Raw genomic sequence first — 25,634 nt, forward strand, 5'->3', positions numbered from 1 at the left:
GATGATCCTTCCTTTCAAGGTGCTGGCGGTGTTGGTGTTGCCGCCAAGGTCCAATGTAGCTGTGCATCATAAACCCCTGCTGGTGGGGCCGTAATTTTTGGTAAATTCAACTTGGCTGAGACGTTCCATACTGCGACAGGCGATCGCAAACTCGTGATATTGGTAGGACTGGCACCAATTTTGATCGGCACTGTTCCTGGTGCTTGTTCCCCATCAAATTTGAGTAATACCACCCCACCGTTGGCACCCAGTGTGGCTTGCGTGTACATCGATTTCAAATCAGTCATTTCAACGCTTAATTGCCAAGCGCCTGCAGTGGCGCGGTTATCTGATATCACTAACTGTTGCGGCCCGTTTGCAGGGGTTAATGCGGCATCCCCTGCGATCAACTCTGAAACCGTCGGGGGTGTCGCATTATTATTGGTAAAATAAAAGCTTGGCACTGCTTGTAACACCAAACCGGCAGGCGGGGTCACGATCAACTTCGCGAGATTTGAATTTAACGTGTATTGTTGACCGTCTGCTTGAACCTGCATGCTCACTTGTAGTTGCCGATTGTTTTGAGCACTGGTCACCACCGGTCCTTGGATCGTTGACGTTGCGGCAAATGCAGTCGGTTGGTCAGCAAAATTCCCTTCACCATCGGCAAAATACCAACTGTTCGTGAGCAATTGGCCACTTGGTGGTATTGGTGATCGAAAATTGACTGCTTCATTGGCATTGGCTGTGGTATCAGGCAACTTCAAAATGTCCAACCTGCGAACACTACTTTGAGTGGTTGTTGCTGTGGTGAAATCAGCTTCAATATCGACGCTACCAGGATCAGGGCCTGCGATCACAGTTCCATCCGCAGTCACTTGCACTAACGTTGATGGGATCTTGCTGTCAGGTTGATAGGCGTGCCACGCGATCGGACCAGCGTCATCTGGGATCGCGTTAACTTGGGCTTTCAACTGATCAGTCGTTGGCATTCGAGCAGCGGATCCATCTTTGACAAATAAAAAGGGTTCACTGAAATTCAACGCATAATCATGCCGGGCTGGAATTACGGTTAACTTAGCCAGATTACTTTGAACATTCTGGGCAACGGTAGTTTGACCACGCTTGAAATCACTGATCGCATAAACGTCGGCATTGGTTTTCGCTGATGAGATCACGAGCTCACTCGCCTTGGCAGTTTGTAAGACATTTCCAACATACCAGCGCGTATTGGTGGCTGTTAATCCCGACGGTAGTTGTAAATCAAATGTCGCCGGTTGGTCTTCATTGACGGTCACGTCAGGGAGATTTGCGGTGTCGACGACTGCAACACTTGAATCGATGTTGACTGGTGCCTCGCCGCCAAACATCGGTGCAAATTGGATCTGTGCTTGAATCGGCGTGCTGGACACGGCACCAGTCGCGGTTGTTTGCAATTGATTACCTGCAACTTCAGTGGTTAAAGCAGGCGTACTTGCGAACTGATAGTCTGGCACAATTGAAACATCGAGTCCCTCAACTGCAAGCGTTGCACTTTGACCGTTAAACAAAACAGTATCTTCTGGCGTCAACGTCGGTGAATAATTTGTTGGGATCACTAACACTCGCACCAAATTTGACGAAATCGTCCGCAAAGGGTCAGTGCCAAAGGTTAAATTAACGTTGATCTGTAAGGTATACCACGTTGGTCGCGTGACCTCTGGGACTTTCATTTCATAGCGAATGTCTTCGTTGTTCATCGCTAAGTTAGCAATATAGCCGGTTTGATACACCAGACCATATTGTGCAGTGGCAGCCAACATCGCAGGATCACCAACAGCATTCCAATCCCCAGAAAAATTGTCGATCGATCCTTGATCTTTTTGAATGGTGATACTCAATGATGCGGTGCGAAACCAATCCCAACCCGTTTTGGCAACGACTGCGCGTAATTGTAGGTCTTCTCCGGCGTGCACGATCGTCCAACCGGTCACCGGCGTCCCTACGTTCGTCATGCGATACCAGGTGGGTTGGGTTTTGAAATAGGTGCTGGTATTGGTCGTCGGAGAAATTGGATAAAAGCCCGCTTGCATATTTGCTGGCGGGATCACACTTGGTGCAGCGGCAGAACTTGGGTGAATGGGACTTAGCCAAAGTCCCAAGTAGATCAAAAACAAACACATCCCCCAAGCTTTACGCTGCATGCCGACGTCCTCCTTGCCAGATCCAAATTCCACTAACAACGATCAGCCAACCGATCACAACAGTATTTGGTGCTGTCACCTCGCCAACTTGGGGAAACTTAGGCGAGGTTTTCGCATCAGCGCTTGCCGTCATCGTTGCTACATGCGCTTTTTGACTGGATGAACTTGCAGGTTTAATTTCAAATTGCGCGATACTGCGAGCGGCAGTGCTAGCAAGCAATCCACCTGCAACCAATAAACCTATCAGCCATTTAGACATCACGGCCACCTCCACGTTTTTTGCCAATGAAAATACCGATTATCATTGCCAACACGATCGCTAACCCAAACAACCAAGTGTAATTCGGCTTCGTCGCCGTTTTTTCAGGTGTTACTGTCGGCGTCACCGTTTTTTTGATGGCGAAAGTTTTGGTCAAATGCCACTTCGCAGTACCAGCCGTCGCATCGATCACCAGTTGATATTGACCAGGTTGCAACGTCGACTGCGGCGTCAATTGATAAGCGAGATCACTGTTTGGGGCCATGGCAAAATCTTTATCCGTTTGCGTCAACACAGCCTTACCTTGGAAATTAACCGTTGATTTCAAAGTCAGCTTACCAAAAAGGGTCGGCTGCGGATTTTGAACATGGGCGACGATTTGTTTGGTATTGGCAGCCGCTGAGGCTAACGTCAATTGCGGCGGGACTTTGGTTTCACTCGTTTGCAACGCCACCGCCACCACCATCGCGAATTGATTGGTGATGGCAAAGCCACTAGCACTTGATTGTGCAGCAGGCGTTTGATCTTGAGCATAAATCGCCCCTAACACAACACCAGAAAATTCAGGCGGTGTGACGGTAAAGGTCACTGTTTTTCCCGTTTTTGGCGCCAATTCAACAGTGACTGGCTTTGAACCGATCGCAGTGATGCTGGTTTGGGCATTGATGCGCTTTTGGGTGTTGGGATCATAACCAATCTGGCCGTTGCGCTGGGTATAAGCATTTGTCAGCTGTAAACGTAAGGTTTTGGTTTGATTTGATTGATTGGCGACAACCACTGGTAATTTTTCTTGAACGCCAGGCTTCACCAACAAGTTAAACCAACCGAGATCCCCACCGATTTGCGACGCCGTCATTTGCGGCGTTACCGTAAATCCTGCACCTTCTGCATGCACCTGGTGACTCGGCCAAAACATGAACAATAATCCAATGAATAACCACCATTTTTTCATCAGTTCACCTCCTATGTACGCCAGTGTCTCCACTGGCGTGCGCTCAAGGTTGCGGACCGCTGACCAGTAACCAATTCAGTGGCGCGCGATAATCACCGGCTAAAACACTTTTGGTTTGCGGCAACGTCAATGACGCTGTGGCAATTTGGATGGTTGTGGTCCCAGTGCCACGATTCATTGGCGCCACCACCACTGGCGCATCGTTGTCGGCAAAATCAGTCGCTGACAAAGTCATACCAGACGCATTAGTCCCGATCGCATTGGTCGGGGCAAATGAGGCTTGCATCGGCATCAAGGTCGTTGAGGAATCAGCAAGTTGGAAAGCATCCAGTTTCACCAACAGTTGCCAGCCACTGTTAGTGCCACGAAAATCTTCCACTACGATTTGCTCTTGATCATCCCCATCAAACCCTGGTCCTTCACCATCTTTGGTGACGCTGCCCGACACCATCGCCAAAGTTTGTGGCCCTTGGATCAAGTCTTTGACCTTCACCGCTTGAAACCTGAGATCTGGCACTTGCACTAACGCTAAGGTTTGCGCGACCACATCAACTTGTGCGGTACTAGTCGCTGTGGCATTACCATCGACGACTACTGCCGGCATTGCTGGCCCGACATCAGTAGGATCAGCTGCGGATACCGGTTGATTCGGCCACAAACCGATCAACAGCAATAACCCGATCATCCAATGTTTCATCGACTTCACTAACTAGCGCTCGGTGCCGCCAACAAAGTCCAGTTGACCGTTGCTTGATACGTCCCAGCTAAAGCAGCGTTATCTTTTGGTAGCACCAATTGACCTTCTACCACTTCCACATTGGTTATCCCAGAGCCAGCATCTTGAGGTGCATCCAGCACTGTCGCATTGGTGCCAGCAAAGTTAGCTTGCGTAAACGACACGTTTTGAATATTACTGCCGCCTACTGGTCCGTCCAAAGTAATTTGATCTGCGGTGATGGTTTTCTTGCCGGAAAAATCCCCTAACTTCGCGGAAACTTGCCAGCCAGCATTCGTCCCACGATAATCTTCCACCACGAGTTGTTGGAAATTGTTTCCATCAAAGTTCTGATCATCAGGCGTCACCTTTTCAGTATCAAAATTAAGAGTGACCGCCCCATCAATTAACTTTTCAATACTGCCTGACTGGAAATGCAGATTCGGCACCGCATACAGCGCCAAAGTCCCTGCCGTCAAATCAAATTGCGCCGTGGAATTCGCCGCAATACTGCTACTTCCATCTGCCAATTCAAAGCCACCGCTGACATTGGTCAGGTTCGTCGTGGCGTTCCCAGGTCCTGCGTTCACTTCTGCACCCACTGCCACTGGCGCACCACTTGCCAACGCAGCTATTGCAATAGCCAATACCCATTTGCGATTCTTCATGTTTGTTTCCTCCGTAAACTTGCGATCGCGATCAACAATAAATAGTCGTCATCACCCCCTCACTATATATATTTGCGAAAAAGGGGTCATTTGATACTTGGGCAAAAAAATAATTAGTTAGTGTTGACAAATAAATTCTAACTAACTATACTAAGCGACGTTGATTGTTAGTCTAACAAAATATAACCTAACTAAATTCTGGAGGTTACTCATGACAGAAGATACCCAAAGCTTACTGGCCTTGTTTGGCCGCTTATTAGAAAATCGCACCTTTGCCTCGGCGGCACTGCGCACGCGCTACAATCGCGAAGATCGCGGTCAAGCTAGCCGCGGTCAAGTCCGCTTACTACATTTACTCAACCAACATGATGGCTTGACCAACACAGAAATTGCCGTGGAACTCGACATTCGCCCAAGTTCCGTTTCCGCGTTAGTTAAAAAACTCCTCGACGCAAACTTCGTCGAACGTTTAGCTGATCCTGACGACAAACGCGTCAGCAAAATTTTCCTCACTGACGACGGCCGCGCTTTTCTTAAAGGCGCCAGTCGTTTACAAAATGATTTTTCTCAAACTTGCTTCAACGGCTTAACTGACGCTGAACAAGCGCAATTACGGGAATTGTTGACCAAGCTGATCGCCGGTTTAGATGAATCTGGCGACGATTGGCAAGACTTAATGCAACAAGCGCACCGCTGGCATCACCAATTCGATCATTTCTCTGGTCAAAGCTTCGGTGGTCCTTGGTTTGATCGGAGGCATTAATGACACAAAAACCTAAAACTTTTGATCGCCAAGCGTTTATGACGTTGATCAAAAGCATTCAACCAAAATATTGGCAACTCGTCGTCGGGATCATCCTCGGTATGATCGCCACGGCTGGGAACTTGATCGTCCCACAGTTTGCCAAAGGCTTGATCAATCAACTGGGTCAACACATCAATGCTGGATTAATGATCGCCGTGGTCGGGATCTTTATCGTCAGTGCATTGATCTCAGCGGGTTCTGGGACGATTTTAGGCTTTTTCGGAGAAAATGTGGTCGCTGAATTGCGACGCAAACTCTGGGATAAGTTGTTACACTTACCAGTCAGTTACTTTGATACGCAAAAGTCTGGCGTGTTATCGTCGCGGCTAGTCAATGACTCCAGCCAGGTCAAACAACTGCTTGCCAACACTTTGCCGAACTTAATGACCAGTTTGCTCCAGTTGATCGGTGCTTTGGTGTTGATGTTGGTGATGGATTGGCGGATGACTGCGATCATGTTTATCGCTGTGCCATTGGTGATGCTCGTGATGATGCCAGTCGGTCGGCGTTCGCACAAAGTTGGTCGTGCTCGCCAAGATGCCCTTGCTGATTTCAACGGTGAAGCCGGCGAAATTCTCAGTGAAGTGCGGTTGGTGAAGTCTTCCAACGCTGAAGCCCAAGAAAGTCGCGCCGGCGGTGAACAAATCGACAAGCTTTATCACATCGGGTTAAAAGAAGCGATTTACGATTCCATCGCCGGACCTTTAATGACTGGGGCGATGATGGCGGTGATCATCGGCGTTCTCGCTTATGGTGCCCATCGCGTTTTAGCAGAGTCAATGACCATCGGAACGATGTTGAGCTTTTTGATGTATTTATTTCAAATGCTAGGGCCGGTGATGGCGCTGGGACAATTCTTCACCACCTTGGCCAAAACTTCTGGTGCCACGGAACGCATTCAACAATTGTTGAACGAACCTGAAGAATTGCAAAATGACGGCGTTGACTTACCCCTTGATGGCCAAACCATTTCGATGCAACATGTCGACTTCTCATATGATGCCGGCGAACAGATCCTTCACGACTTAAGCTTTGAAGCCAAACCTAACTCTGTGGTCGCCTTCGTCGGGCCGTCTGGTGGTGGGAAGTCAACCGTGTTCAGCTTGTTAGAGCGTTATTATCAACCAGACAACGGACAAGTGTTGATCGGCCATCAAGACGCCCAAGCTGTGAATTTAACGGATTGGCGCAATCAAATCGGCTTAGTTTCCCAAGATGCTGCAATCATGGCTGGGACGATCCGCTATAATTTAACTTATGGTTCTGATGCGACTTATTCTGATGACCAACTATGGGATGTGTTGAAACTGGCATATGCCGATGAATTCGTCCATCAAATGCCTAAAGGATTAGATACTGAAGTTGGTGAACGTGGGATCAAAGTTTCTGGTGGTCAACGCCAACGTTTGGCGATCGCACGCGCCTTTTTACGCGATCCGAAATTGTTGATGTTGGATGAAGCGACGGCTAGTTTGGACTCAGAATCAGAAATGATGGTCCAAAAAGCCCTCGCCCAACTGATGAAAGGCCGCACCACGTTGGTGATCGCGCACCGTTTATCCACGATCGTCGACGCCGATGAGATCTACTTCATTGAAAATGGTCACGTCTCCGGTCACGGACCGCATGACCAATTGCTGAAATCACACGCCTTGTATCACGAATATGTCCAAAATCAATTCGCCGCATAAAAAATCGGACCCTGCTTTCAAAGCAGCGGTCCGATTTTCACTTAGGCGTTCACTGGTTGTGCAATGTGGAATTGAATGTGGTCGAAGTTTTCATGTTGGTGGGCTTTGACAAACGCTGTGGCTTCACGGTTGACTTGGGCTAAGTCAATACCTTGTTGCTTGGCGGCAAACAAACAGCCGCAATAACATTGGCGATAAACATTGTAGTCTTTCGACATTTGCACAGAACGCGCGTATCCACCGCGTTTTTTAAAGTCGCTAGGCAAATAGGACACATTGTAAAAATGCTGGATCTCCAGCCCTTCTTCATTGATCACTTGGGCATTTTTTTGCGGGGAAATGGTCAACGCACTGCCGAAGTAATCAAAACCGAGTTCTTGTGCTTTCTTGGCAACGCGATCTAAGCGGAATTGATAACACACGTGACAACGTGCACCACCTTCTGGTTCATCTTTCAATGATTTCGTCACTGCCAGCCATTCACTAGGCTTGTAGTCTGAGGCCATAAACTGCACATGGTTGCCAGTACGTTCGTTGAAGTCAGAGATAAAGCGTTGTTGCACCAGCTTGCGGCGTTCATATTCCATCCGTGGGTGGATGTTGGGATTATCGTAATACACCGTCACATCAGCATGTTGGGTGAGATATTCCAAGGTATAAGTGGAACAAGGCGCACAACAAGAATGCAACATGATCTTGGGGCGATGGTCCCAGCCTTTGATCACCTTTTGTAAAATCAGGTCAAAATTGATTTTTTGTCCCACTTCAAATTGGGCTTTGATCTCATCATATTCCAGCATCGTCACCACTCCTTAGACCATTAGTGTACCACAGCCAAGAATAAAGAACATTCAGAACAATTCATCGTTTGTGTTTCATGTGAAACAAAAAAATTGGGGGGAGCATCATGGAATTGATCATCACGATTTTCAGCATCAGCTTCATGATCGTCGTGCTAGGGCTGATTGTCCCTCGCGCACCTAAACACCATCAATGAGGATAATCAGCCAGTTTTCACAGATCATCTGAATTGTTAGAAATAAACGTGATAAAAATTGGTATACCTCATGAAAATGGGTGAAATCACGATAATATCAGGGACTGATCCACTGTGTAAAAAGTTTTCGACCAATTGGTTGCATTTATTTTAAAGTCATGATACCATCATGGTGAATTCCGCGAAGATCAAAGTAGTTGAGACTCGAGCTTGGCTTGCAGTCTTTGACCTTCATTGGTATGCTCGCCTTGGCTGTTGGTGACAGCAGTCAAAGTCCTACTACCCAGAGTGCGCATGACGAAACCGCGATCCGAGCTACGGTAACACAGGGTAAGTGAGCAACATGTGGGAGTCCGCCCACAGGCTTGGATAATATTTGGTAGCCATCCAAGTTCGCGCAGCTGGCGATTCTGCCTGACTGATCCGGCGGGGAACGAAATCCTCGATATAATACCGCATTACCCTAAGGCGTGTTTACTACGCGCTGAAGGATCAAAGTAGACAAGTTTGGAACCACGGGCCAGTTTTGAAATTGCTGGGCCGTGGTTTTTGTGCCATCAACCAATGCCGAGGTACTCAAAAAACTGTATACAAAAATCGCCTCACCCAGCCCGCTTTTTGACTGTGTGAGGCGATTCAATTCTAAATTAGAACTTGTCCCAAATGTTAGCTAAAATGTTGGTTTGATCACGATCTGGGCCGACAGAGAAGGTCAATAAGTCCACATTGATCAGTTCAGCGATGCGCTTAACGTAATTGCGGGCTGCTTCTGGGAGATCTTCAAGGGTCTTAGCACCAGTGATGTCTTCATCCCAACCAGGCATTTCTTCATAAACTGGCTTGCATTCTGCTAATTGCTTCAAGGAAGCTGGGTAGTGATAAATGGTTTCGCCATTGCGTTCGTAGGCGGTGCAGATCTTAACAGTCTTCAAGCCCGTCAACACATCAATGGAGTTTAAGCATAAGTCAGTGACGCCGGCGACGCGACGAGAATGACGCACGACCACCGCGTCAAACCAGCCGACGCGACGAGGACGGCCAGTGACAGTGCCATATTCATGGCCAGCTTCACGAATGAAATTGCCATCTTCATCATCAAGTTCAGTTGGGAATGGGCCATCACCAACACGAGAGGTGTAAGCTTTAGCGACCCCAACAACGCGATCGATTTTAGAAGCGCCGACCCCAGCACCGATGGTCACGCCACCAGCAGGGTTTGAACTGGTGACAAATGGGTAAGTCCCTTGGTCGATATCCAACATCACGCCTTGTGCGCCTTCAAACAACACGTTGTCGCCTGCATCAATGGCATCATTTAATACCACAGAAGTATCGGTAACATATTGTTTGATTTGTTGGCCATAGCCGTAATATTCTTCAAAAATATCGTCGAACTTCATTGGCTCTGCACCATAAAGCTTGGTGAATTCTTTGTTCTTTTCATCCAAGTTGGCTTGCAAGCGTTCGGCAAAAATTTCTTTGTCTAATAAATCAGCGATCCGGATCCCCACACGGCTGGCTTTGTCCATGTAAGCTGGACCGATCCCGCGGTTGGTGGTACCGATTTTGTTGTCGCCTTTAGCGGCTTCTTGTAATTTGTCTAAGGCAATGTGGTAAGGCAAGATCACATGTGCGCGATCAGAGATCCGCAAGTTTTTGCCGTTAACGCCTTTTTCTTTAAGGTAAGCCAATTCTTCGACTAAACTCTTAGGATTGACCACCACGCCGTTGCCGATGACGGACAACTGATGTGGATACAAAATGCCGCTTGGGATCAGGCGTAACTTGTACACTTGGCCTTCAGAGTGAATGGTATGCCCCGCATTGTCACCACCTTGATAACGACTGATGATCTTGGCGCCTTGGCTGAGAAAATCAGTGATCTTCCCTTTACCTTCATCGCCCCATTGTGTGCCTACAACAACTACTGTTCCCATGTGTGTTCGCTCCTTTGAGTATGACTAACTGCCATTGGCTATTCTACCAAGTCTGAGCAACGGATACAAGCAAAACCCGAATATTATATTGACGATTTTTTAATTATAAACAAAAACCCGAACAAAAATTGTTCGAGTTGTTGTTATTCTTGAAATTGCCGAATCACTCGCGATGATCTAACGCTTCTTGCAAGTAAGCATAAATATGGCCAAAGGCTAGCTCCAACACGTCATCAAAACGCACTGGGACTTGCTCCCCTGCTTCTTCATTCACCAAGTTCATCACAAATCCAGTGGCAGTTAATTGTGTGGGATAGCCGAGCAAATGTTCATCAGTATCCGCCACGCGAATGCGGATCACACGAGAAAAGGCTGCGGCAGAAGCAATTAAACCTTGGATCAAATCATCTGAGGAATCAAATTCACGATCCGCGTTTAATACTGGCTGTTGGGTGAATGCATGGTCGATATCCCATTGTTCATAGAATTTGACGGTTTGCAGGTAGTCACTAGCGGTGGTGATACTTTGAATTTCAGGTAAGCGGATCGCCACATACCCGCCGAATTGTGCGGCCATATCTTTTAAACTCAACACCACGGTATCAGCGTTTAGTGCTTTAACGATCCCGACGAAGAACTGGTCTTCTTGACCTTTAGGCATCACGGCTAGCATTTGACCAGTCGCCATCGCTTCAGTGAAGATCTCACCAAGTTGACCATCGTTAGGGATCAACGCCGACTTCACGTGCTTTAATGTGTTACGTTTGCTGACCAGCGCCGTTTCTTGACGTAAATCGAGACCTTGAAACTCAACCACTAAAACATCAGAGTAGTCGACTGCCATTTCCCGCTTATCGGTAAAGTTGAACTTATTAAAAACGTTGAATTGGAAATGGTCGTCTGAGACACTCACCACTTGACCTTCCAAGTAGGCATCGTCATCAGCTAAAATCACCATCACCACTTGTTGACTAGCTTGCACTTGCGTCACCAATTGCACCAACAAGTCGTTAGTGGTATCAAACTTCAACGGTTTTTCTTGCCCGGCTAACGACAGGAAATGTTCTGATTCTGCGACGCTGATACGAAATTGCATGTCATCGAGGTCAACGCCGGCAAATTCAACTTGCGCGATCGCCGCAAAATTTAACCACACGGAACCATCGGCGATCCCGGCATCGTTATATGTGGCTAAAATCACCGCATTATTGCCTAATGCGCGAACATAACCGGTATAAAAGTCATCGGTATCCCGCTGATAAACATTGATCATCAGCCCTTCGTTCAACGCGGTCATTAAACTCATTAATATGGCATCCAAATGTGGCTCGCCACCTTTCAAAATATTTCCCGGGAACAATCGCGCATTTCGCGCCCGTCCCGTGGTATCAACGTTTCTAGCACCATCGATTTTACGGTGGCACAGTTTTGACCCTTTTCAAATTATTTTGGCTCATCGAGCACCTCTTTGGAGAATATCCCGTTGAGCTTTTTTGCGACTTCAAAGTTACTGTTTGGGTAGAGATGACCGTAAGTACCGAGTGTCGTTTCGATATCCTCATGCCCCAGACGCTCTTTAATCTGGAGTGGATTTTCACCAAGGCTGATCAACAGCGACACATGCGAGTGGCGGAGGCCGTGCACGGTAATCCGCTGAACCTTGGCCGCATCGCTGTAAGTGTCCACAATGGCGATAAATTGCTGGTCAGAGCACGGAATTCCATTAAGTGAGAATACCCACTCGGAATTCACCATTACCGCTTGTGCGTCCTGCCACGCGCCTAAGCCCGTAACGGTATCGTCATCAAGCGCCACGGTGCGGCGGCTAGCGGCAGTCTTTGGCGCGGGCGTTTCAAACCAGTTGCGGTTGTGATAGTCCATCGTCTTATTGACGTTCACGGTCTTAGCTTCGAGATCAACGTCTGTCCACTTTAATGCCCGTGCTTCACCGCTTCGCAAGCCAGACATAAACATGAACCACAACATCGTGTGATCAAAGCGTCCTGTATACGTATCGGTATTCGTTTTGGCGAGTACCTTTTGGAAGTCAGCTTGCGTCCAGAACTTGATTTTTGCTTTCTTCTTTTTGATGAGGCCAACGACCCGCACGGGATTTTCAGTGATGATACCAAGCGCCTTAGCACGTTCAAGCACTTGGCCTAACATAATGTTGATGGTACGCGCATAGGATTGCTTACAGTCTTTGAGTACGCTGACTTGCCAATGTTGCACATCAATCGGCCGAATTTGGTCAATGATAATGTCGTTGAACCTAGTCAGATAATCGGTGTTCATCAAAACTAACCGTTGGCGGTAGGTGCGTGGTTTCACTTGGGTTTTGTACCAAGGTTTGAACACGTCCTCCATAAACTCGCCAAACTTCGTCTTCTTGATGTCCTCATCATCGTCGACCCCAGCTGCCAACATTGCAACTCTTGCTTTTTTCGCCTCCGTTTTCGTTTTGAAGCCGCTGGCGCGTTTTTGAATTCGCTTGCCAGTCCGTTTGTCAGTTCCTAAGCTCACGCGGAAGCTAAAAGTGCCGTCCGCTTGTTTTGTAATATGGTCTTTCGTAGTCAAGATAGTTCCTCCTTAACTGCGGAAAGGCCACTTGGTGCACCCTCAAGTTGGCTTAGTTTCAAGCCTAATACTGCGTCTACTGCTTCCACTGGAACACGGTCTACGCCTTTCTTACCGTACCATCCAAGGCCACGTTTGAGCAACAACTCTTTTGCCATTTTGATGATACGGCTTGCTTGCGCTGGACTGTATCCCAGCTTGATTAAATCAGCCCGTGTCAGGGTCAGGTATGCTGGCATAATATTCTCCTTTTTCAAATTGGAGATCGCCGCATTTTACTGACCATGATATACTTAGCTTGTCTAGGGCAAAGTTTCGGGTCAGCGCGGCAATCGCGTTCATTCGTTGCTTTGTTTTTCTTTTGCTTCAAAATCGTCTAGGTAGGCGCCACAGTTGCCATTTTGATAATGCTGAATCAAATCGATTTGCCGTGGACTTAGTTTGCCAGCGTCAATAATTTCATCAAGCGTGTGCGTTCCTAACATCTCGTCTAAAATCACAATCAGTTTCAGCGAGGAACTCACTTGCTTCTTGAGCCAGCCAACAGTTGTCGTAAAGTCGAAGGGTTGCGGGTCAACGGTTAGGGATAACTTGTCCCGATTAGCACCAATAAAGGTTGCCCATCGTGGGTCAATCGGCCAGCTTTGCTTACTCTTACTTTTGGTAGGGGTGAGAAAGCAAATATAATGGTTGATGATGCCGAAGATAACCTTTTCAGGGTCGCGAGTTGACAGTAACGCCTCAATACCTGAATCAGCCCGTTCATCAGTTAGCCGCACTTCAAAACGATTCTTAATTGGTTGTTCTTCAATCGGTAACTTGTCTTCTAGTAACACGTTTTGCTTTTGCCACTGCTCAAAGTCCTTTTCGTAAATCACCATGTGGACACCACTTTGGCGTGAGCCTAACTCTAAGGTGTTTCCCTCCTTGTGGTCACGATCCGAGCGATGAATTTTGCCACCTTTGAAACGCGAGCGGTATTCGTCGTTTCGATACTTCTCAATCAATTCTGGAATGTCGAGGACGCCATGACGGTCATTGATCGCGAGGTCAATTCGCTTGAAGTGACCATGTAGTTCTTTGCAGGCCACGAAGACGTCATACCACGAGCGTTTTTGCCCGCTAAGGTAGTTTTCCAGATAGCGACAGCCTTTGCCGCTCAACTCAATCATCGTGCCCTTGTCTCGTTTTAGCCACGCTTCTTCTGATTCACCGTGACGGCGTTCTGGCTGTTGTGAGAGCATCACCGTTAGCTCACCACAGATCAGCTTATGCGTGTAGCCGTAAAACGCCCAGTCCTCATGATAGAAGTGCTCTGGCCTAATCTGAAATATCTTTTGAATGATGTTTTCGGCATCGTGTGACTTAAAGGTGACGCGGAAGTAGTCGATACAGCAATCTAGGTTGTTCCGTTTGGTCAGTACGCGCATTGCGGTCGTTAATTTGGCCTTAGCTTGCGCTGTGAGCTGTTTTCGGCCTCTGATTAAGGCGTTGATGTACTCGCGACGATATCCCGTTGTATCGGCTAATTGTTGCTGTGTGATGCCATAGGCATCTTTGAATTCTTCCAGCTCGTCTAACCACGAGAAGCTTTGTGGATTAACAAGCGTTAAATCCTTTTGCATTTTGTCATTCCTTTCGATGTGAACTAATCGGGCGCTAATTTTGCGTAATATTTCTAGCAAAACGCCGGTCTTGCGCGGTTTATTTCTGCCTAGCAGGTTTATTCTGTCATACTATCGCCCCCCTATTAGACACTGGGGGCTGATGACGGCCGGCTAACGCCGACCGCCGCCGCTCGCGCTAGCGGCTTTCGCGCTGCACGCCGCGCACGGCGGCAAGGCTACCTCCTTTCAAAAAGATTTGAGAACTTTTGCTCTCACCATATACAGACAGCTTTTACAGCGTATTTGAAACCAAAGCTCTGAAATGTAATGGTTTCCTAATATTTAAGGCACTTTACGCTCCTCAAAAATTCTGAGCCTCCACTAATCACCAAGTCACTAACCGTCTTTGTAGAACACCTCGTAAGCAATTCCGATTTATGCCAATTCAAATTTCTGCTTACATATACACGGAATGTAAGTCCTATAACGCATTCGAAGTGAATAACATGGATTAAAAGGCTTTATTACTACCACTTTTCGTAACAAGTGCTCGGCGTTCTTTATCTGCTCTAGTCAGTGACCAGAGATTCGGATCACGGATTTGACGCTGTTGAGGTCAACCTAGGTCCGTTCAAGTTCAGACTATTAAGGATTTGGCAAGCATATGGAAGACCCGCTATTTGTATTGTGAGGCCCAATGTAAGGCAATTAAGGTATGACGCCACAACTACTTGTTGCCGGAAATTCGAAGCCTTCTGAAATCTTCTTATTGATTTAATTTCCAAGCTGGTTGTTTGGGTGTTGACGAAATATCGCCTTGACTAAATAAGCCAATCAGGATATTCCTAACTCACTAAAAGAAAGAGACGAAGTATAATGACTAAAATTACGATTTGTGGAAAAGGGAACATGGAGCAAGCAATCGGTAATGCCTTTATATCGGTGGACAACGCTGTCAACTACATTGATGTTGGGGATTCGGACGACAATATCGGTGATATTGTCGCAAACTGGGCAACAAAGCGAAGCAGTAACAGATGATGAACCGCAGCAGCTAAGAAAGCCGAAATCTACTCGGCAGCAGTTGTTGGCGAATGATCTACCGGTAAGAACCACCTTTGTTTCCAAAACCGATGAACACAGTGAACATGGTCATGAATTGAAATTGGTAGGCACTCACTTTGTTCGCGAGGTCGTTCATCGAATCCCAGGGCGTTTGTTTGTCGAGAAAATCTATGAGAAGACCTACAAGTGCTCGACTTGCGAACTTGAAGATGGATGTAGTCATATCTATCGTGGTAACGCGCCGAAGGCATTAATTGCCCACAGCATTGCGACGCCTTCGTTGATCGCGTCGATTTTGCATCAAAAATGCATTCTCGGGACACCGCTCTATCGCCAATTAAAGGATTGGCAGCGTGCAGGCGTCTTATTAAGTGAGACCACAATCTCAAATTGGGTCATCAAGTGTGCCGAGTTAGTGAAGCCAGTTTATGACCTGATGCGTAGCCACTTGATGAGCCAAGGTTTTCTCCAAGGCGATGAGACCCCTTATCAGGTACTTCAAGAGCCTGGCAAGTCGGCGCAGAGCAAGTCGTATATTTGGGTAGCCCGTAGTATCACGCGGTGCGAAACGCCAGTCGTCATGTATGCCTATGCGAATACTCGCTCCGGGAAATTCGCTCAGAACTTATACAGTGGCTTTCCTGGTGTCCTACAATGCGACGGCTACGCCGGCTACAATCTTCTGGGTGATTCAATCACTCGCGTTGGTTGTTGGGCGCATGTACGGCGTAAGTTCTTCGATGATTTCAAGAACACTAAGAAGATGACGCTGGGCTTGAAGCTACTCAATCAGATGTTTGAACTCGAACGGAATTGGGCAGGCTTAGATAGCGCATCACGCCTGGAAAAGCGTCAAGTGGTGCTTAAACCGTTGATCGAGCACTTTTGGGAGTGGTGTGATCATGTCGAGACTTTACCAAAAGATCGTCTAGGTAAAGCATTGGCGTATGCGCAGGGGCAACGTGTCGCATTAAATCGCGTCCTAGAATTTGGGGAAATCGATTTAAGTAATAACGCTTCTGAGCGCAACATGAAGAGTTATGTGATTGGCCGGAAAAACTGGCTGTTTAGCACTAGTCCAAAAGGTGCCGAAGCCAACGCCATCTGGATGACCGTGGTTGAAACCGCGAAAGCCAATGGGATCGATCCGCGGAACTACATCACACAACTGTTAGAGATTGTCTCACAGCTACCAACATTCGCAAAAACGGAATCGTTGGAGGCGTGTTTGCCATGGAATTTAAAGACTAACAGTTCAAACGTAGAATCAATCGTTTAAAGAATACGAAGGCCCGCAATCTCAAAAGACGAGATTGCGGGCCTATTTCAGCGGTCGATTACTAGGTGCCTACCTTACGAGCGGGATTCATATGCGGTCAGTTATTGGGTGCTTACGAATGAAAGGGCATAAGAAAAGCACCTAGACCAGTTAAGGCCCAAGTGCTTCATAAAAAAATTATCAACTCTACTTGACGAAGAGCCACAATCTCAAAAAACAAGTTTGTGGGGTTCCTTCGTATGGTCGAATATTAGGTGATTACTAATTGTTAGCGGTTTACTGACGCTCTAAAAATTTGAGTCGCAGTTCTTTTACTTCACTAAAACAATCCTTCAGCACCGGAGGCCCTTATTTTCTATCTCTACTGGCGTTCTCGTCTGTAAAGATTGAAAAGACTGTAGGTGAACATACTGAGCAACAAAGCCACTCCCATCAGTGTCGTTACTAAACTATTGCCATCTCCTGTAGCAGGCATGTTTTGGTCGCCTTTGTGCTTATCGTTGTTACTTTGTGATGAACTCTTCTTAAAATTCTTAGCCGTAACTACAGACTGTTTGCCACTAACTTGTAGGTCGATAGTAAATGAAAGCTTACCATCATTCAATTCATAACCAGCAGGGGCAGCAGTTTCAACAAAGTAGTAGTCGCCTGGCTTCAGGTCAGCAACTTTAATCTGACCCTTGGCATTGGTGGTCAAGCCACTGGCAACCTTCGTCCCGTCCTTCTTATACAGATTGAACACGGCGCCCGCCAGGGCTTTACCTGTATCACCGTCCGTCTTATTCAGAACAACGGAACCGGTCTTTTCGGCATTTGTGGCCGAGACGGTCGCGACCTTGGTGGTTGTTTGTAGTTCAACCGTGAAGCTCAGCTGACTGTCATTTAGTTCATAACCAGCAGGGGCGGCAGTTTCAACAAAGTAGTAGTCGCCTGGCTTCAGGTCAGCAACTTTAATCTGACCCTTGGCATCGGTGGTCAAGCCACTAGCAACCTTCGTCCCGTCCTTCTTATGAAGATCAAACACAGCGCCCGCCAGGGCTTTACCTGTATCACCATCGGTCTTTGTTAGAAGAACGCTTCCCAATGCTTTCTCATCCGTTATTGAAACCTTTACTTGGATATTGTTTCCATCGATAGTAAAAGCATGCTGTGTTGCATCTAGCTTATATCCAGCAGGTGCCTTTGTCTCAATAACATAATAGTCACCAGAATTAAGACCAGTGTAACTTACAGTGCCATCTGATTCTGTCTTAAGATCTGAAGCAACCTTAGTCCCATCTTTCTTGTAAAGATCAAATACCGCTCCAGCTAAAGGGCCTGAGCCATCAGCATCAGACTTCTCAACCGTAACTTTTCCTTTTTGATTAGTTTCCGAAATAGAAACGTTATTATCATCGTTTGCATCACTATACTGAAGGTTAATTTCCTTACCATTGGCCAAAATGGTAGAGATTACATACCCATCTGGGGCCTTTGTTTCAACTAAAATATACTTCCCAGATTTAAGATTGTTCCAAGTAATACTGCCAGATGCATCTGTTGTGCCTTTGCGAAGCAACTGTCCCTTTTGTCCAGAAACATCAGACCAAAGTTCAAAAGAAGCTCCAGCAATTGACTTTTTGGTATCTGCATCACTCTTGGTGAGAACAAGATTGGTGTTCTTACCAGTTGCCGACCCGCTATTGTTTACTACTGCCGTCGATCCACTGGTATTGTTATCAACATCTTTTTCGCCTTTTCCTGATATTGAAGCTGTATTTGTCAGCGTATCATTAATCTTTGACGAATTGATCAGTGAGCGATAGTGTATCGAGTAAGCCGAGCTGATTTCATTTGTAAAGGAAATCTTCATCGTTTGCTTACCAGTTGCATTATCAGTCTGCAAATCCACAGAGTAATCCTTACCAAGTACTAATGGCTTGCTCTTATCTTCGGTAAATTCACCATTAGGATCTACCTTCCCTGGATAGATCACAATAGAACTCTGATCAATAATCTGATTGTCAGAAGGCTCATCGGTAACAACTGCATTGCTGAAAGTTGACTGTGCTTTATTGACCCATATTGTCCATAACGCATAAGCAGAGTTAGTTGGATCCTGTTCGCCAGTCTTATCTAAAACATTGCCGCTATAAGGTACCGACACTTGAGCTGTTAAATTACTGGACTCTTGGTTGTTTGTATAGATTGCTGTATTGTCATACGATTTTTGATCAATGACCTTACCAGAGAGGCTAGTCTGGTAACTCAATACATAAGCTTTAGAACTATTGTCTGGTAATTTCGCAGTAAGTTGTTTCTTAGCACTGTCAAAGGAAATATTAGCGGAAGCAACTTGTGTCCCCAAAACATATGAGCCATCTTTGTTAATAGAAGCCTCATACAACTTGGCACTATCTGCTACATAGTCTTGGTCACCAATGATTGGATCAGTGATGGAAGCGTTGCTAAGTTGACGTTGATTATAGTTAGCAACCACGGTCCAAGTAATTGTCTTCGAAACGGCGTTGTAACTTCCTGATTTGCTGCCATCATTTTTAAAGTCAGTCTTAGGAGTGAAATCTGCCTGTCCCTTGTTTGTATGATCGTGACCGTCTTTGTCAGTCCAAGTTGCCGTCGCAGTGTTAGTCCACTTGCCCCCATCTGGGAGGCTATTCGTTTCAAAGGCAGTTTTATAACTTAGTGTATACCAACTTGTGGCATGTTCCTTTAAAGCATTAGCAAAGGATATGGTAAACCCGTTTCCCTGCTTGCTAATCACATAGTCCGTTCCTTCACTGAGAGTTGTATTATGATCTTTATCCTTTAAAATAAAGGAATCATAGTCTACGGTCAGCCCATTCGGGACTGGATCGGTCATTGACCAATTGCTCATATCTTGCCGAGCCATATTGATATCAAAGTTCCACGTAACATTCTTGGTGTTGTAATCAACGGCCCCTAGAGACTTAGTTAGCCCCTGCTGTCCGACTGAATGATCTCCAGAATTCGATTTTTGGCCGTTGCTATCTACCGAGTTACTAATCTTTTGGCCTTTATCACCAATTGGGTCTGTTACTTGTGACTGATACGAAATTTTGACTCCCTTGTTCAAACCATTGGGGAAAGTAATAGTCATTTCCGTTCTATCAGTGTTGTAAGTCACTTTATACTGATCAGTACCGATAGGCACGCCAGCCTCATCAGTTAATGAAGGTTGTTTGTCGTCAACAGGGAATGTTTGACCCTCCGATAACGTATCTACCAATTTGGTGTTGGCGGGAAGTGCCTTTTCACCATAATTGTAGTCAATATGCCAATTATACTTTTGACTACCATTATTATCCTGACCGTCAAAATTCTTGGTTAAAAGTTTTCCGTAGTTAGCGTTTACTGTCGCACTAGCTGGATAGTTTTTATCACCGTTAGTTAAGGTAGCGTTGTTCGTAAAGGTTAATTTTCCACCATTATCTGGCAATTTACTCGAATCAATATCGCTAGTGTATTCAACCTTAAAAGCCTGATAGGTATCTGCATATGCACCAATAAACGTGATTTTTCCATCTTCAACCTTGTAATCTGTACCTTCTTTAAGAGGATCGCCAGTTTTAGTCACATTCCCATTCAGATCAACTGTCAAGGGATATACACTAACCGATTTCAGCGTGGTTGGCACAGTGTTGGTAGTATCACTTGGCATTGGGTCAGAAATTGTTGCATTCTTTAGCTCTTGACCATTGGTATTAATTGTGACGTTCCACGTAATCCCGGTTGGATTATTTCCAGATGTGTTAGCGCCAGTTAGTTGACCAGTCTTTGCGATGTCGTTACCACCTGATGGCTGAACAACGATTGGTATCGTTACCGGTCCAGTAGTCGTGTCAATGACAATGCCTTCTTTGCCAGACGATGAGTCACTGCTGATGGTAGAAGTATAACTAAATGTCCCTTCAATGTGGTTCACGTTTTCAACATCACTGTTAAAGGTGAACTTAACTGTGCCATCAGCAGCTATGCTATAAGTTCCATAGTCACCGAGGGTTCCCGTACCTGGTTTATAGGTAACTCCTTCAGGTAACTTAAATGAGAAATAGTCACCATCTTTTACTTGGTATCCGTCTTTCAGCTCATCCGGAATTGCCCACGTATATTGAAAATTAAGATTGGTATCTTTTATCACTTGTGTGGGATCAACAGTATTACCTTTGCTATCTGTGAATTCAATATTTGCTCCGGTAATGATTGTTCCTTTGGAGTCATCTGGCAAATATTGTGAGATATCATTGCCCTCAGCACTCTCAGAAATTGTCTTTGCGGTTTGGCTCTTCGACGCAACACTAGATGCAGCCTTGCTGCTAACATTGGCTGAAGGTTTATCAGATTTTGCTACTGAAGTAGTATCAGACAGTTTTGCAGTAACGTTTTGACCATCCGTTGAGAAATTGACAGATCCTTCTAAGGATGAAGTATCTGTGAGGCCTAGTTGGATCGTTGCTGTTCCAGAAATATTGCCTAAAACCTCTAACTGTAATTTGTTGGCCGAATAGGTATATTTTCCGACAACTTTTTGATTAGCATCAAGAATATTAGAATTGCTCGTCTCTTTCAGTTGCTGATTGTTAGAAAAAGATACGGAAACATCCTTATGAATACTTTCATCCGTCGAATTGTTTAATGAAAGTTTCAAATCAATGTTCCGTGAACCAGCAGTTTCCTGGGTTGCCCCCAGAAGTTGAACCTCAGTAGCGTCACCGGCCGCACTGGATGTGGATGTAACAGCTCCCACAACTTGGGCTGATGATTGTAAGAAGAGCAATAATATCAGAATACAAGAGTACGTCTTCTGAAGTAATCTCCTTTTTTTCATAACTTATAGCCTCCCAAAAATTCACTGTCCAATATAATTAAGAACATCACCATACTATTTGCGTCCGCGTAAACTGCGGTTGGAATAGAGCTGACTTTCCTCATCATTACAATATCTTGATACTTGAAATAGGCGGGTAAAATTTAGAGTCACTCAATGTATAAATTTCCACCCATAACACTTTAGAAGTGTACCCCAAAAAAAGCTCAATCTATCAATTCGAGTAGTGAACGCATCTTGCCAATAGGAAATTCTGGGCAACGTGCTAGCAATAAGTTCGTCGTTGGATCTCTGCGCCCGCCCTCGCATCTAAACTTACTGTCGTCACGGTTGAAGAAGAACGGTTTGTAAACGACACCCTCGGTCTCATCGACGGCAACGGCAAGAACAGCTGCTATTGCGGTAAAGTGACTTGCTTTAGGAGATCGCCAATATTTCATCGTACCTAATGCATTTCTTTTTGGAATTTTTCCAGGTATTCTACATCCGGATTTGAAAACGATATTTTAAAACGTCAACTTTTGTGGTACACCCCAAAAAAAAGCAGAGACAGGCGATTTAAATGCAGTTTCAGCTTCCTTTTTGGGTCGTTTTTAATTCAAAATAAGAAATGAATATTGATGTATAAATTGAAACTACGTTTAGAGGTGGCAGTATATGAAGATTGGATATGCACGTGTTTCAACAACTGATCAAAACCTAGCTAGACAAATTGAGGCTCTATCTAAAGCGGGTGTCGAGAAGATTTTTCGAGAAAAGGAATCTGGTGCAAAGATTGCGAATCGCCTTCAGTTGGTTAAGATGCTAAAATTTATTCGTGAGTCAGACACCGTATACGTTCAGTCATTAGACCGGCTTGGGCGCAACTCAAAAGACCTTTCTTTAATTCTGCAGCGAATTAAAGATGCAGGTGCAAATTTTCAGTCATTGGATTTGCCTGATTTTAGTGCTGTTCCTGACGAAAATTTGCGTAACATGTTGACTAATATTGTTTTAACTGTATGCCAATATCTCGCTGAACAAGAGCGACAGGCAATTAGGGAGCGACAGGCACAAGGTATCAAACTAGCAAAAGAACGCGGTGTTTACCATGGCCGCCCTGTTTTGTACTGTGCTAATAGTCGCAATTCTAAGTATCGACATGCTTATAATGAGATAGTTGAATACTTATGCAACGGATGGACCATTTCACAAATACATCGCGAATTAGGCGTTTCAAACAATACCATTTATCGAATTAGATCTGAGATCAATGCGAATAAAAAGTAATTAATTCAAGATTGTTTCGCTGAAAATTAAGTCTCACACTTTGTTGTACAATTCTTAAATAGCCAATTTGTAAGTGCTTAACTGCTAAGGCTGATCATTGCTTAAGTAAGCATGAAGTTATTAAGATTGAGGTGTGTATGCGAACTATACATTTAGATAGTGTGAAGCTTCATCGTTTCGACAAAGACAGTAAGTAAGAAATATTTGTATGAATCGGTGAATCTCAAACACGGTAAATATCATGGATGCGTACAGTAAGAGCGTATGTGTGCTTGCGACAAAGAGATGGAGAATTAATAGTGATCTTCTTGTATTTGCCTCTAGCATGTATGGGGCAAAGATACCTGTGATAAAAGATATAGAGCCTAATACGCTAGTGATTTGTCAGCGTATTAGGCTCTATATCTGTATTTTGAAGGTGGCACATCCGTGGCACAATCCAACGGTGTATTATTTAATATTATTGAATCCATCTGCGCATAAAAGTGTGATATACCGCAGTTTAATGCTTTAGTCATTTGAGAATAATATTTCCCGGGAAATTATGGTGCCGGTTGATACGCAATCGTGCTGAATTTGTTGTACGACTTCACGAATAACAATTTCACGGTACCTCGCGCACCGGAACGGTTCTTTTCGATAATGACTTCAACTTCACCGACATTGCTGTCTTCTTGATCGCCGCCGTCATCGCCGTCGTCGCCGTCAGCGCCTTCGCCACCGTCGCGATAATAATCATCACGGTATAAGAAAGCGACGATATCCGCATCTTGTTCAATTGAACCAGATTCACGAATATCAGATAACACCGGGCGTTTATCTTGGCGCTGTTCCACACCACGACCAAGCTGTGACAACGCGATCACTGGGCAGCCCAGTTCTTTTGCGAGTTTCTTCAACCCACGAGATACGGCAGAAACTTCTTGTTGACGGTTTTCTTGGCCAGAGCCTTCGATCAGCTGTAAGTAATCGATGATCACTAAACCGAGATCTTGTTCTTGCGCCAGTTTCATACATTGTGAGCGGATCTGCGCCATGCGAACGCCTGGGGTGTCATCAATATAAATGCTGGCTTGGCTTAAGCTCCCCATCGCCACCATTAAATTCTGCCATTCTTCTTCGTTGAGTTGGCCCGTCCGCAAGTGGTTGGCATCAATTGAGCCTTCCGAACACAACATCCGGTTGATCAATTGTTCAGCGCCCATTTCCAATGAAAACATCGCGACAGTTTTGTTAGTTTTGGTGCCGACATTTTGCATAATGTTCAACACAAAGGCGGTTTTCCCCATGGCAGGACGCGCCCCAATGATCACCAATTCCCCTTCGTGCAAGCCGGTGGTGATTTTATCAAGGTCTTTAAACCCTGTCGGCAAACCAGTGACATCGGAATCGTTTTGATACAATTTGTCGATTTCTGTCATCGCTTGGTTCAAAATATCTTTGATCGGCCGAAAACCTGAGCGATTGGTGGTGTCTGCGACTTGCAACATTTCATCTGACGCTGTTTCCAGCAACGCTGGCACGTCAGCTTGATCGTTGTACCCGCGTTCAGCGATACTTTCTGCCGTATCGATCAATCGGCGCAGTTGGGCCTTTTCCGCGACAATTTTGGCATAATAAACAATGCTTGACGCACTGGGAACTGCGTCAGCTAATTCAACGACAGCCGCGATCCCACCAGCGTCTTCCAGTTGGTTGTGACTGTCCAAATAATCTTGTACCGTCACCAAGTCGATCACTGATTCGCGATCGTTCAACGCGGTCATCGCCGCAAAAATCAAGCGATGGGCGCGCATATAAAAATCGTCTGCGGTGATGTAATCCGCAGCGTCGATATATTTCTTGGGATTTAAAAAGATCCCACCTAAAACGGCTTCTTCAGCTTCTTTGTTAAATGGCGGTGTCCGCCGGATCTGTGGCTGATTATCCAAGAATGCGCGCTCCTTTTTCGAATCGATTAGTCCCATCCAGTTTACGTTAGAAAGTGTCCCTGCGCAACTAGACAACTCACGAGTTCTGACGCCGGTGACAACTTGTTTCAGTGCGTTGAAATTGAGGCTCCAGCTGGCGCATCATGAGGGTCCTCGGTGGAACTAGTCTGGCTGTCTCGCTATGCTCGCCACCAGCCGGATTTCCTCCTGCGGCTTTGCCTAAGCGATAAATCGCTAACGCAAATCTCACGATGCGACGATGGTCAGCTTCCGCCTCAATTTCAAATCACTCCCACTGCACTAGTCGCGTCGCACCGGTTGCGTTGAAACTCGTGATGTTAATTTACCTTGATTGCCAACATGAATAGTCAACAAGAGGTTCAGACAACTGTCTGAACCTCTTGTGGTAAAAAATTAATTTTGTTGGGTGATGTGGACGCGGATAGTGGCGTCAACGCCTGGATATAAGTTGATCTTCACGTTGCGGTAGCCTAAAGTCTTGATCGGTTCTGGCAAGTCCATCTTGCGCTTGTCAACTTTGATTTGGTATTGACGATCTAAGGCTTGAGCGATTTGTTTTGAAGGGATCGAACCAAACAAACGAGAATCTTCGCCGGCTTTCGATTGGATCTCAACGATATGCTTATCGTCTTCAAGCAAGGCCTTGATGCTTTCGGCTTCGGCTTTATGTTCAGCCGCCTTTTTATCTTCTAAACGTTGCTGGCCGCGTAAAGCACTCATTGCTTGCGGCGTTGCGGCTTTGGCTTTGCCGTTTTTGATCAAAAAGTTTTGGGCATAGCCATCTGGGACTTCTTTAACTTCACCGCGGTTGCCTTTACCACGAACATCTTGAGTAAAAATAACTTTCATGTTG

General features: G+C 45.8%; 18 protein-coding genes. 4 read left to right on the top strand and 14 right to left on the bottom strand.

The window, feature by feature from the left end; translation table 11 throughout:
* Nucleotides 1-14: 14 nt before the first annotated feature.
* The 5 genes from EKM92_RS05595 to EKM92_RS05615 are packed head-to-tail and all read right to left on the bottom strand — an operon-like array spanning nt 15 to nt 4,756.
* Complete coding sequence (locus EKM92_RS05595; protein WP_125708754.1) at nt 15-2,162, bottom strand: WxL domain-containing protein; 2,148 nt, start codon at nt 2,160-2,162, stop codon at nt 15-17.
* Nucleotides 2,152-2,421, bottom strand: coding sequence for a hypothetical protein (locus tag EKM92_RS05600; protein ID WP_125708756.1), 270 nt, complete (start codon nt 2,419-2,421; stop codon nt 2,152-2,154). The genes EKM92_RS05595 and EKM92_RS05600 overlap by 11 nt, the downstream gene beginning before the upstream one ends.
* Entirely contained in the window at nt 2,414-3,373 is a 960-nt protein-coding gene (locus EKM92_RS05605; protein ID WP_125708758.1) for a WxLIP family cell surface protein, read from the bottom strand. The genes EKM92_RS05600 and EKM92_RS05605 overlap by 8 nt, the downstream gene beginning before the upstream one ends.
* Nucleotides 3,374-3,416: 43 nt before the next feature.
* The gene (locus EKM92_RS05610) at nt 3,417-4,070 is read right to left on the bottom strand and encodes a WxL domain-containing protein (RefSeq protein ID WP_125708760.1); all 654 of its coding nucleotides are present in this window, start codon (nt 4,068-4,070) and stop codon (nt 3,417-3,419) included.
* An 8-nt stretch (nt 4,071-4,078) separates the two neighbouring features.
* Nucleotides 4,079-4,756: a WxL domain-containing protein gene (locus EKM92_RS05615; RefSeq protein ID WP_125708762.1), complete on the bottom strand. Its 678-nt coding sequence runs from the start codon at nt 4,754-4,756 to the stop codon at nt 4,079-4,081.
* A gap of 211 nt (nt 4,757-4,967) precedes the next feature.
* On the opposite strand from EKM92_RS05615, the gene EKM92_RS05620 reads away from it, so the two are divergent.
* On the top strand, nt 4,968-5,519 hold the full coding sequence (locus EKM92_RS05620) for a MarR family winged helix-turn-helix transcriptional regulator (protein ID WP_125708764.1): 552 nt from the start codon (nt 4,968-4,970) through the stop codon (nt 5,517-5,519).
* Nucleotides 5,519-7,252 (top strand): ABC transporter ATP-binding protein, encoded by a 1,734-nt coding sequence (locus EKM92_RS05625; RefSeq protein WP_125708766.1) that lies wholly within the window; start codon nt 5,519-5,521, stop codon nt 7,250-7,252. Before EKM92_RS05620 ends, EKM92_RS05625 begins: the two co-directional genes overlap by 1 nt.
* Nucleotides 7,253-7,293: 41 nt before the next feature.
* Here the strand turns inward: EKM92_RS05625 and EKM92_RS05630 are convergent, their stop codons facing one another.
* The 6 genes from EKM92_RS05630 to EKM92_RS05655 form a co-directional block, all read right to left on the bottom strand.
* Complete coding sequence (locus tag EKM92_RS05630; protein WP_125708768.1) at nt 7,294-8,052, bottom strand: epoxyqueuosine reductase QueH; 759 nt, start codon at nt 8,050-8,052, stop codon at nt 7,294-7,296.
* 844 nt (nt 8,053-8,896) lie between these two features.
* A complete protein-coding gene (locus tag EKM92_RS05635) occupies nt 8,897-10,186 on the bottom strand; it encodes an adenylosuccinate synthase (RefSeq protein ID WP_125708770.1) in 1,290 nt (429 codons plus the stop codon).
* 163 nt (nt 10,187-10,349) lie between these two features.
* Entirely contained in the window at nt 10,350-11,507 is a 1,158-nt protein-coding gene (locus EKM92_RS05640) for a hypothetical protein (protein ID WP_125708772.1), read from the bottom strand.
* Nucleotides 11,508-11,629: 122 nt separating this feature from the next.
* Entirely contained in the window at nt 11,630-12,763 is a 1,134-nt protein-coding gene (locus EKM92_RS05645; protein ID WP_125708774.1) for a site-specific integrase, read from the bottom strand.
* On the bottom strand, nt 12,760-13,002 hold the full coding sequence (locus EKM92_RS05650; RefSeq protein WP_051975775.1) for a DUF3173 family protein: 243 nt from the start codon (nt 13,000-13,002) through the stop codon (nt 12,760-12,762). Before EKM92_RS05650 ends, EKM92_RS05645 begins: the two co-directional genes overlap by 4 nt.
* Before the next feature lie 99 nt (nt 13,003-13,101).
* Nucleotides 13,102-14,388, bottom strand: coding sequence for a replication initiation factor domain-containing protein (locus tag EKM92_RS05655; RefSeq protein WP_125708776.1), 1,287 nt, complete (start codon nt 14,386-14,388; stop codon nt 13,102-13,104).
* A 910-nt stretch (nt 14,389-15,298) separates the two neighbouring features.
* Between EKM92_RS05655 and tnpC the strand changes: the two genes are divergently transcribed.
* Nucleotides 15,299-16,714, top strand: a complete 1,416-nt coding sequence (gene tnpC, locus EKM92_RS05660) for an IS66 family transposase (protein ID WP_125708778.1) — start codon at nt 15,299-15,301, stop codon at nt 16,712-16,714.
* Nucleotides 16,715-17,075: 361 nt separating this feature from the next.
* Here tnpC and EKM92_RS05665 read toward each other — a convergent pair whose 3' ends face one another.
* Nucleotides 17,076-21,560 (bottom strand): SpaA isopeptide-forming pilin-related protein, encoded by a 4,485-nt coding sequence (locus tag EKM92_RS05665; protein WP_125708780.1) that lies wholly within the window; start codon nt 21,558-21,560, stop codon nt 17,076-17,078.
* A 657-nt stretch (nt 21,561-22,217) separates the two neighbouring features.
* On the opposite strand from EKM92_RS05665, the gene EKM92_RS05670 reads away from it, so the two are divergent.
* Nucleotides 22,218-22,829, top strand: a complete 612-nt coding sequence (locus EKM92_RS05670) for a recombinase family protein (protein ID WP_125572033.1) — start codon at nt 22,218-22,220, stop codon at nt 22,827-22,829.
* A 542-nt stretch (nt 22,830-23,371) separates the two neighbouring features.
* On the opposite strand, the gene dnaB is transcribed toward EKM92_RS05670, so the two are convergent.
* Together dnaB and rplI are read right to left on the bottom strand one after the other, a co-directional pair.
* Nucleotides 23,372-24,760 (bottom strand): replicative DNA helicase, encoded by a 1,389-nt coding sequence (gene dnaB, locus EKM92_RS05675; RefSeq protein WP_125708782.1) that lies wholly within the window; start codon nt 24,758-24,760, stop codon nt 23,372-23,374.
* A gap of 414 nt (nt 24,761-25,174) precedes the next feature.
* The gene (gene rplI / locus EKM92_RS05680; RefSeq protein WP_125708784.1) at nt 25,175-25,630 is read right to left on the bottom strand and encodes a 50S ribosomal protein L9; all 456 of its coding nucleotides are present in this window, start codon (nt 25,628-25,630) and stop codon (nt 25,175-25,177) included.
* Nucleotides 25,631-25,634: the final 4 nt, after the last annotated feature.

Source organism: Lacticaseibacillus porcinae (assembly GCF_003946305.1).
Taxonomy (GTDB): domain Bacteria; phylum Bacillota; class Bacilli; order Lactobacillales; family Lactobacillaceae; genus Lacticaseibacillus; species Lacticaseibacillus porcinae.

Excerpts from the sequence above, each read along its gene's own strand:
- EKM92_RS05595 (WP_125708754.1), bottom strand. The coding sequence starts at position 2,162 with ATGCAGCGTAAAGCTTGGGGGATGTGTTTGTTTTTGATCTACTTGGGA.
- EKM92_RS05600 (WP_125708756.1), bottom strand. The coding sequence starts at position 2,421 with ATGTCTAAATGGCTGATAGGTTTATTGGTTGCAGGTGGATTGCTTGCT.
- EKM92_RS05605 (WP_125708758.1), bottom strand. The coding sequence starts at position 3,373 with ATGAAAAAATGGTGGTTATTCATTGGATTATTGTTCATGTTTTGGCCG.
- EKM92_RS05610 (WP_125708760.1), bottom strand. The coding sequence starts at position 4,070 with ATGAAACATTGGATGATCGGGTTATTGCTGTTGATCGGTTTGTGGCCG.
- EKM92_RS05615 (WP_125708762.1), bottom strand. The coding sequence starts at position 4,756 with ATGAAGAATCGCAAATGGGTATTGGCTATTGCAATAGCTGCGTTGGCA.
- EKM92_RS05620 (WP_125708764.1), top strand. The coding sequence starts at position 4,968 with ATGACAGAAGATACCCAAAGCTTACTGGCCTTGTTTGGCCGCTTATTA.
- EKM92_RS05625 (WP_125708766.1), top strand. The coding sequence starts at position 5,519 with ATGACACAAAAACCTAAAACTTTTGATCGCCAAGCGTTTATGACGTTG.
- EKM92_RS05630 (WP_125708768.1), bottom strand. The coding sequence starts at position 8,052 with ATGCTGGAATATGATGAGATCAAAGCCCAATTTGAAGTGGGACAAAAA.
- EKM92_RS05635 (WP_125708770.1), bottom strand. The coding sequence starts at position 10,186 with ATGGGAACAGTAGTTGTTGTAGGCACACAATGGGGCGATGAAGGTAAA.
- EKM92_RS05650 (WP_051975775.1), bottom strand. The coding sequence starts at position 13,002 with ATGCCAGCATACCTGACCCTGACACGGGCTGATTTAATCAAGCTGGGA.
- EKM92_RS05655 (WP_125708776.1), bottom strand. The coding sequence starts at position 14,388 with ATGCAAAAGGATTTAACGCTTGTTAATCCACAAAGCTTCTCGTGGTTA.
- tnpC (WP_125708778.1), top strand. The coding sequence starts at position 15,299 with ATGCCTTTATATCGGTGGACAACGCTGTCAACTACATTGATGTTGGGG.
- EKM92_RS05665 (WP_125708780.1), bottom strand. The coding sequence starts at position 21,560 with ATGAAAAAAAGGAGATTACTTCAGAAGACGTACTCTTGTATTCTGATA.
- EKM92_RS05670 (WP_125572033.1), top strand. The coding sequence starts at position 22,218 with ATGAAGATTGGATATGCACGTGTTTCAACAACTGATCAAAACCTAGCT.
- rplI (WP_125708784.1), bottom strand. The coding sequence starts at position 25,630 with ATGAAAGTTATTTTTACTCAAGATGTTCGTGGTAAAGGCAACCGCGGT.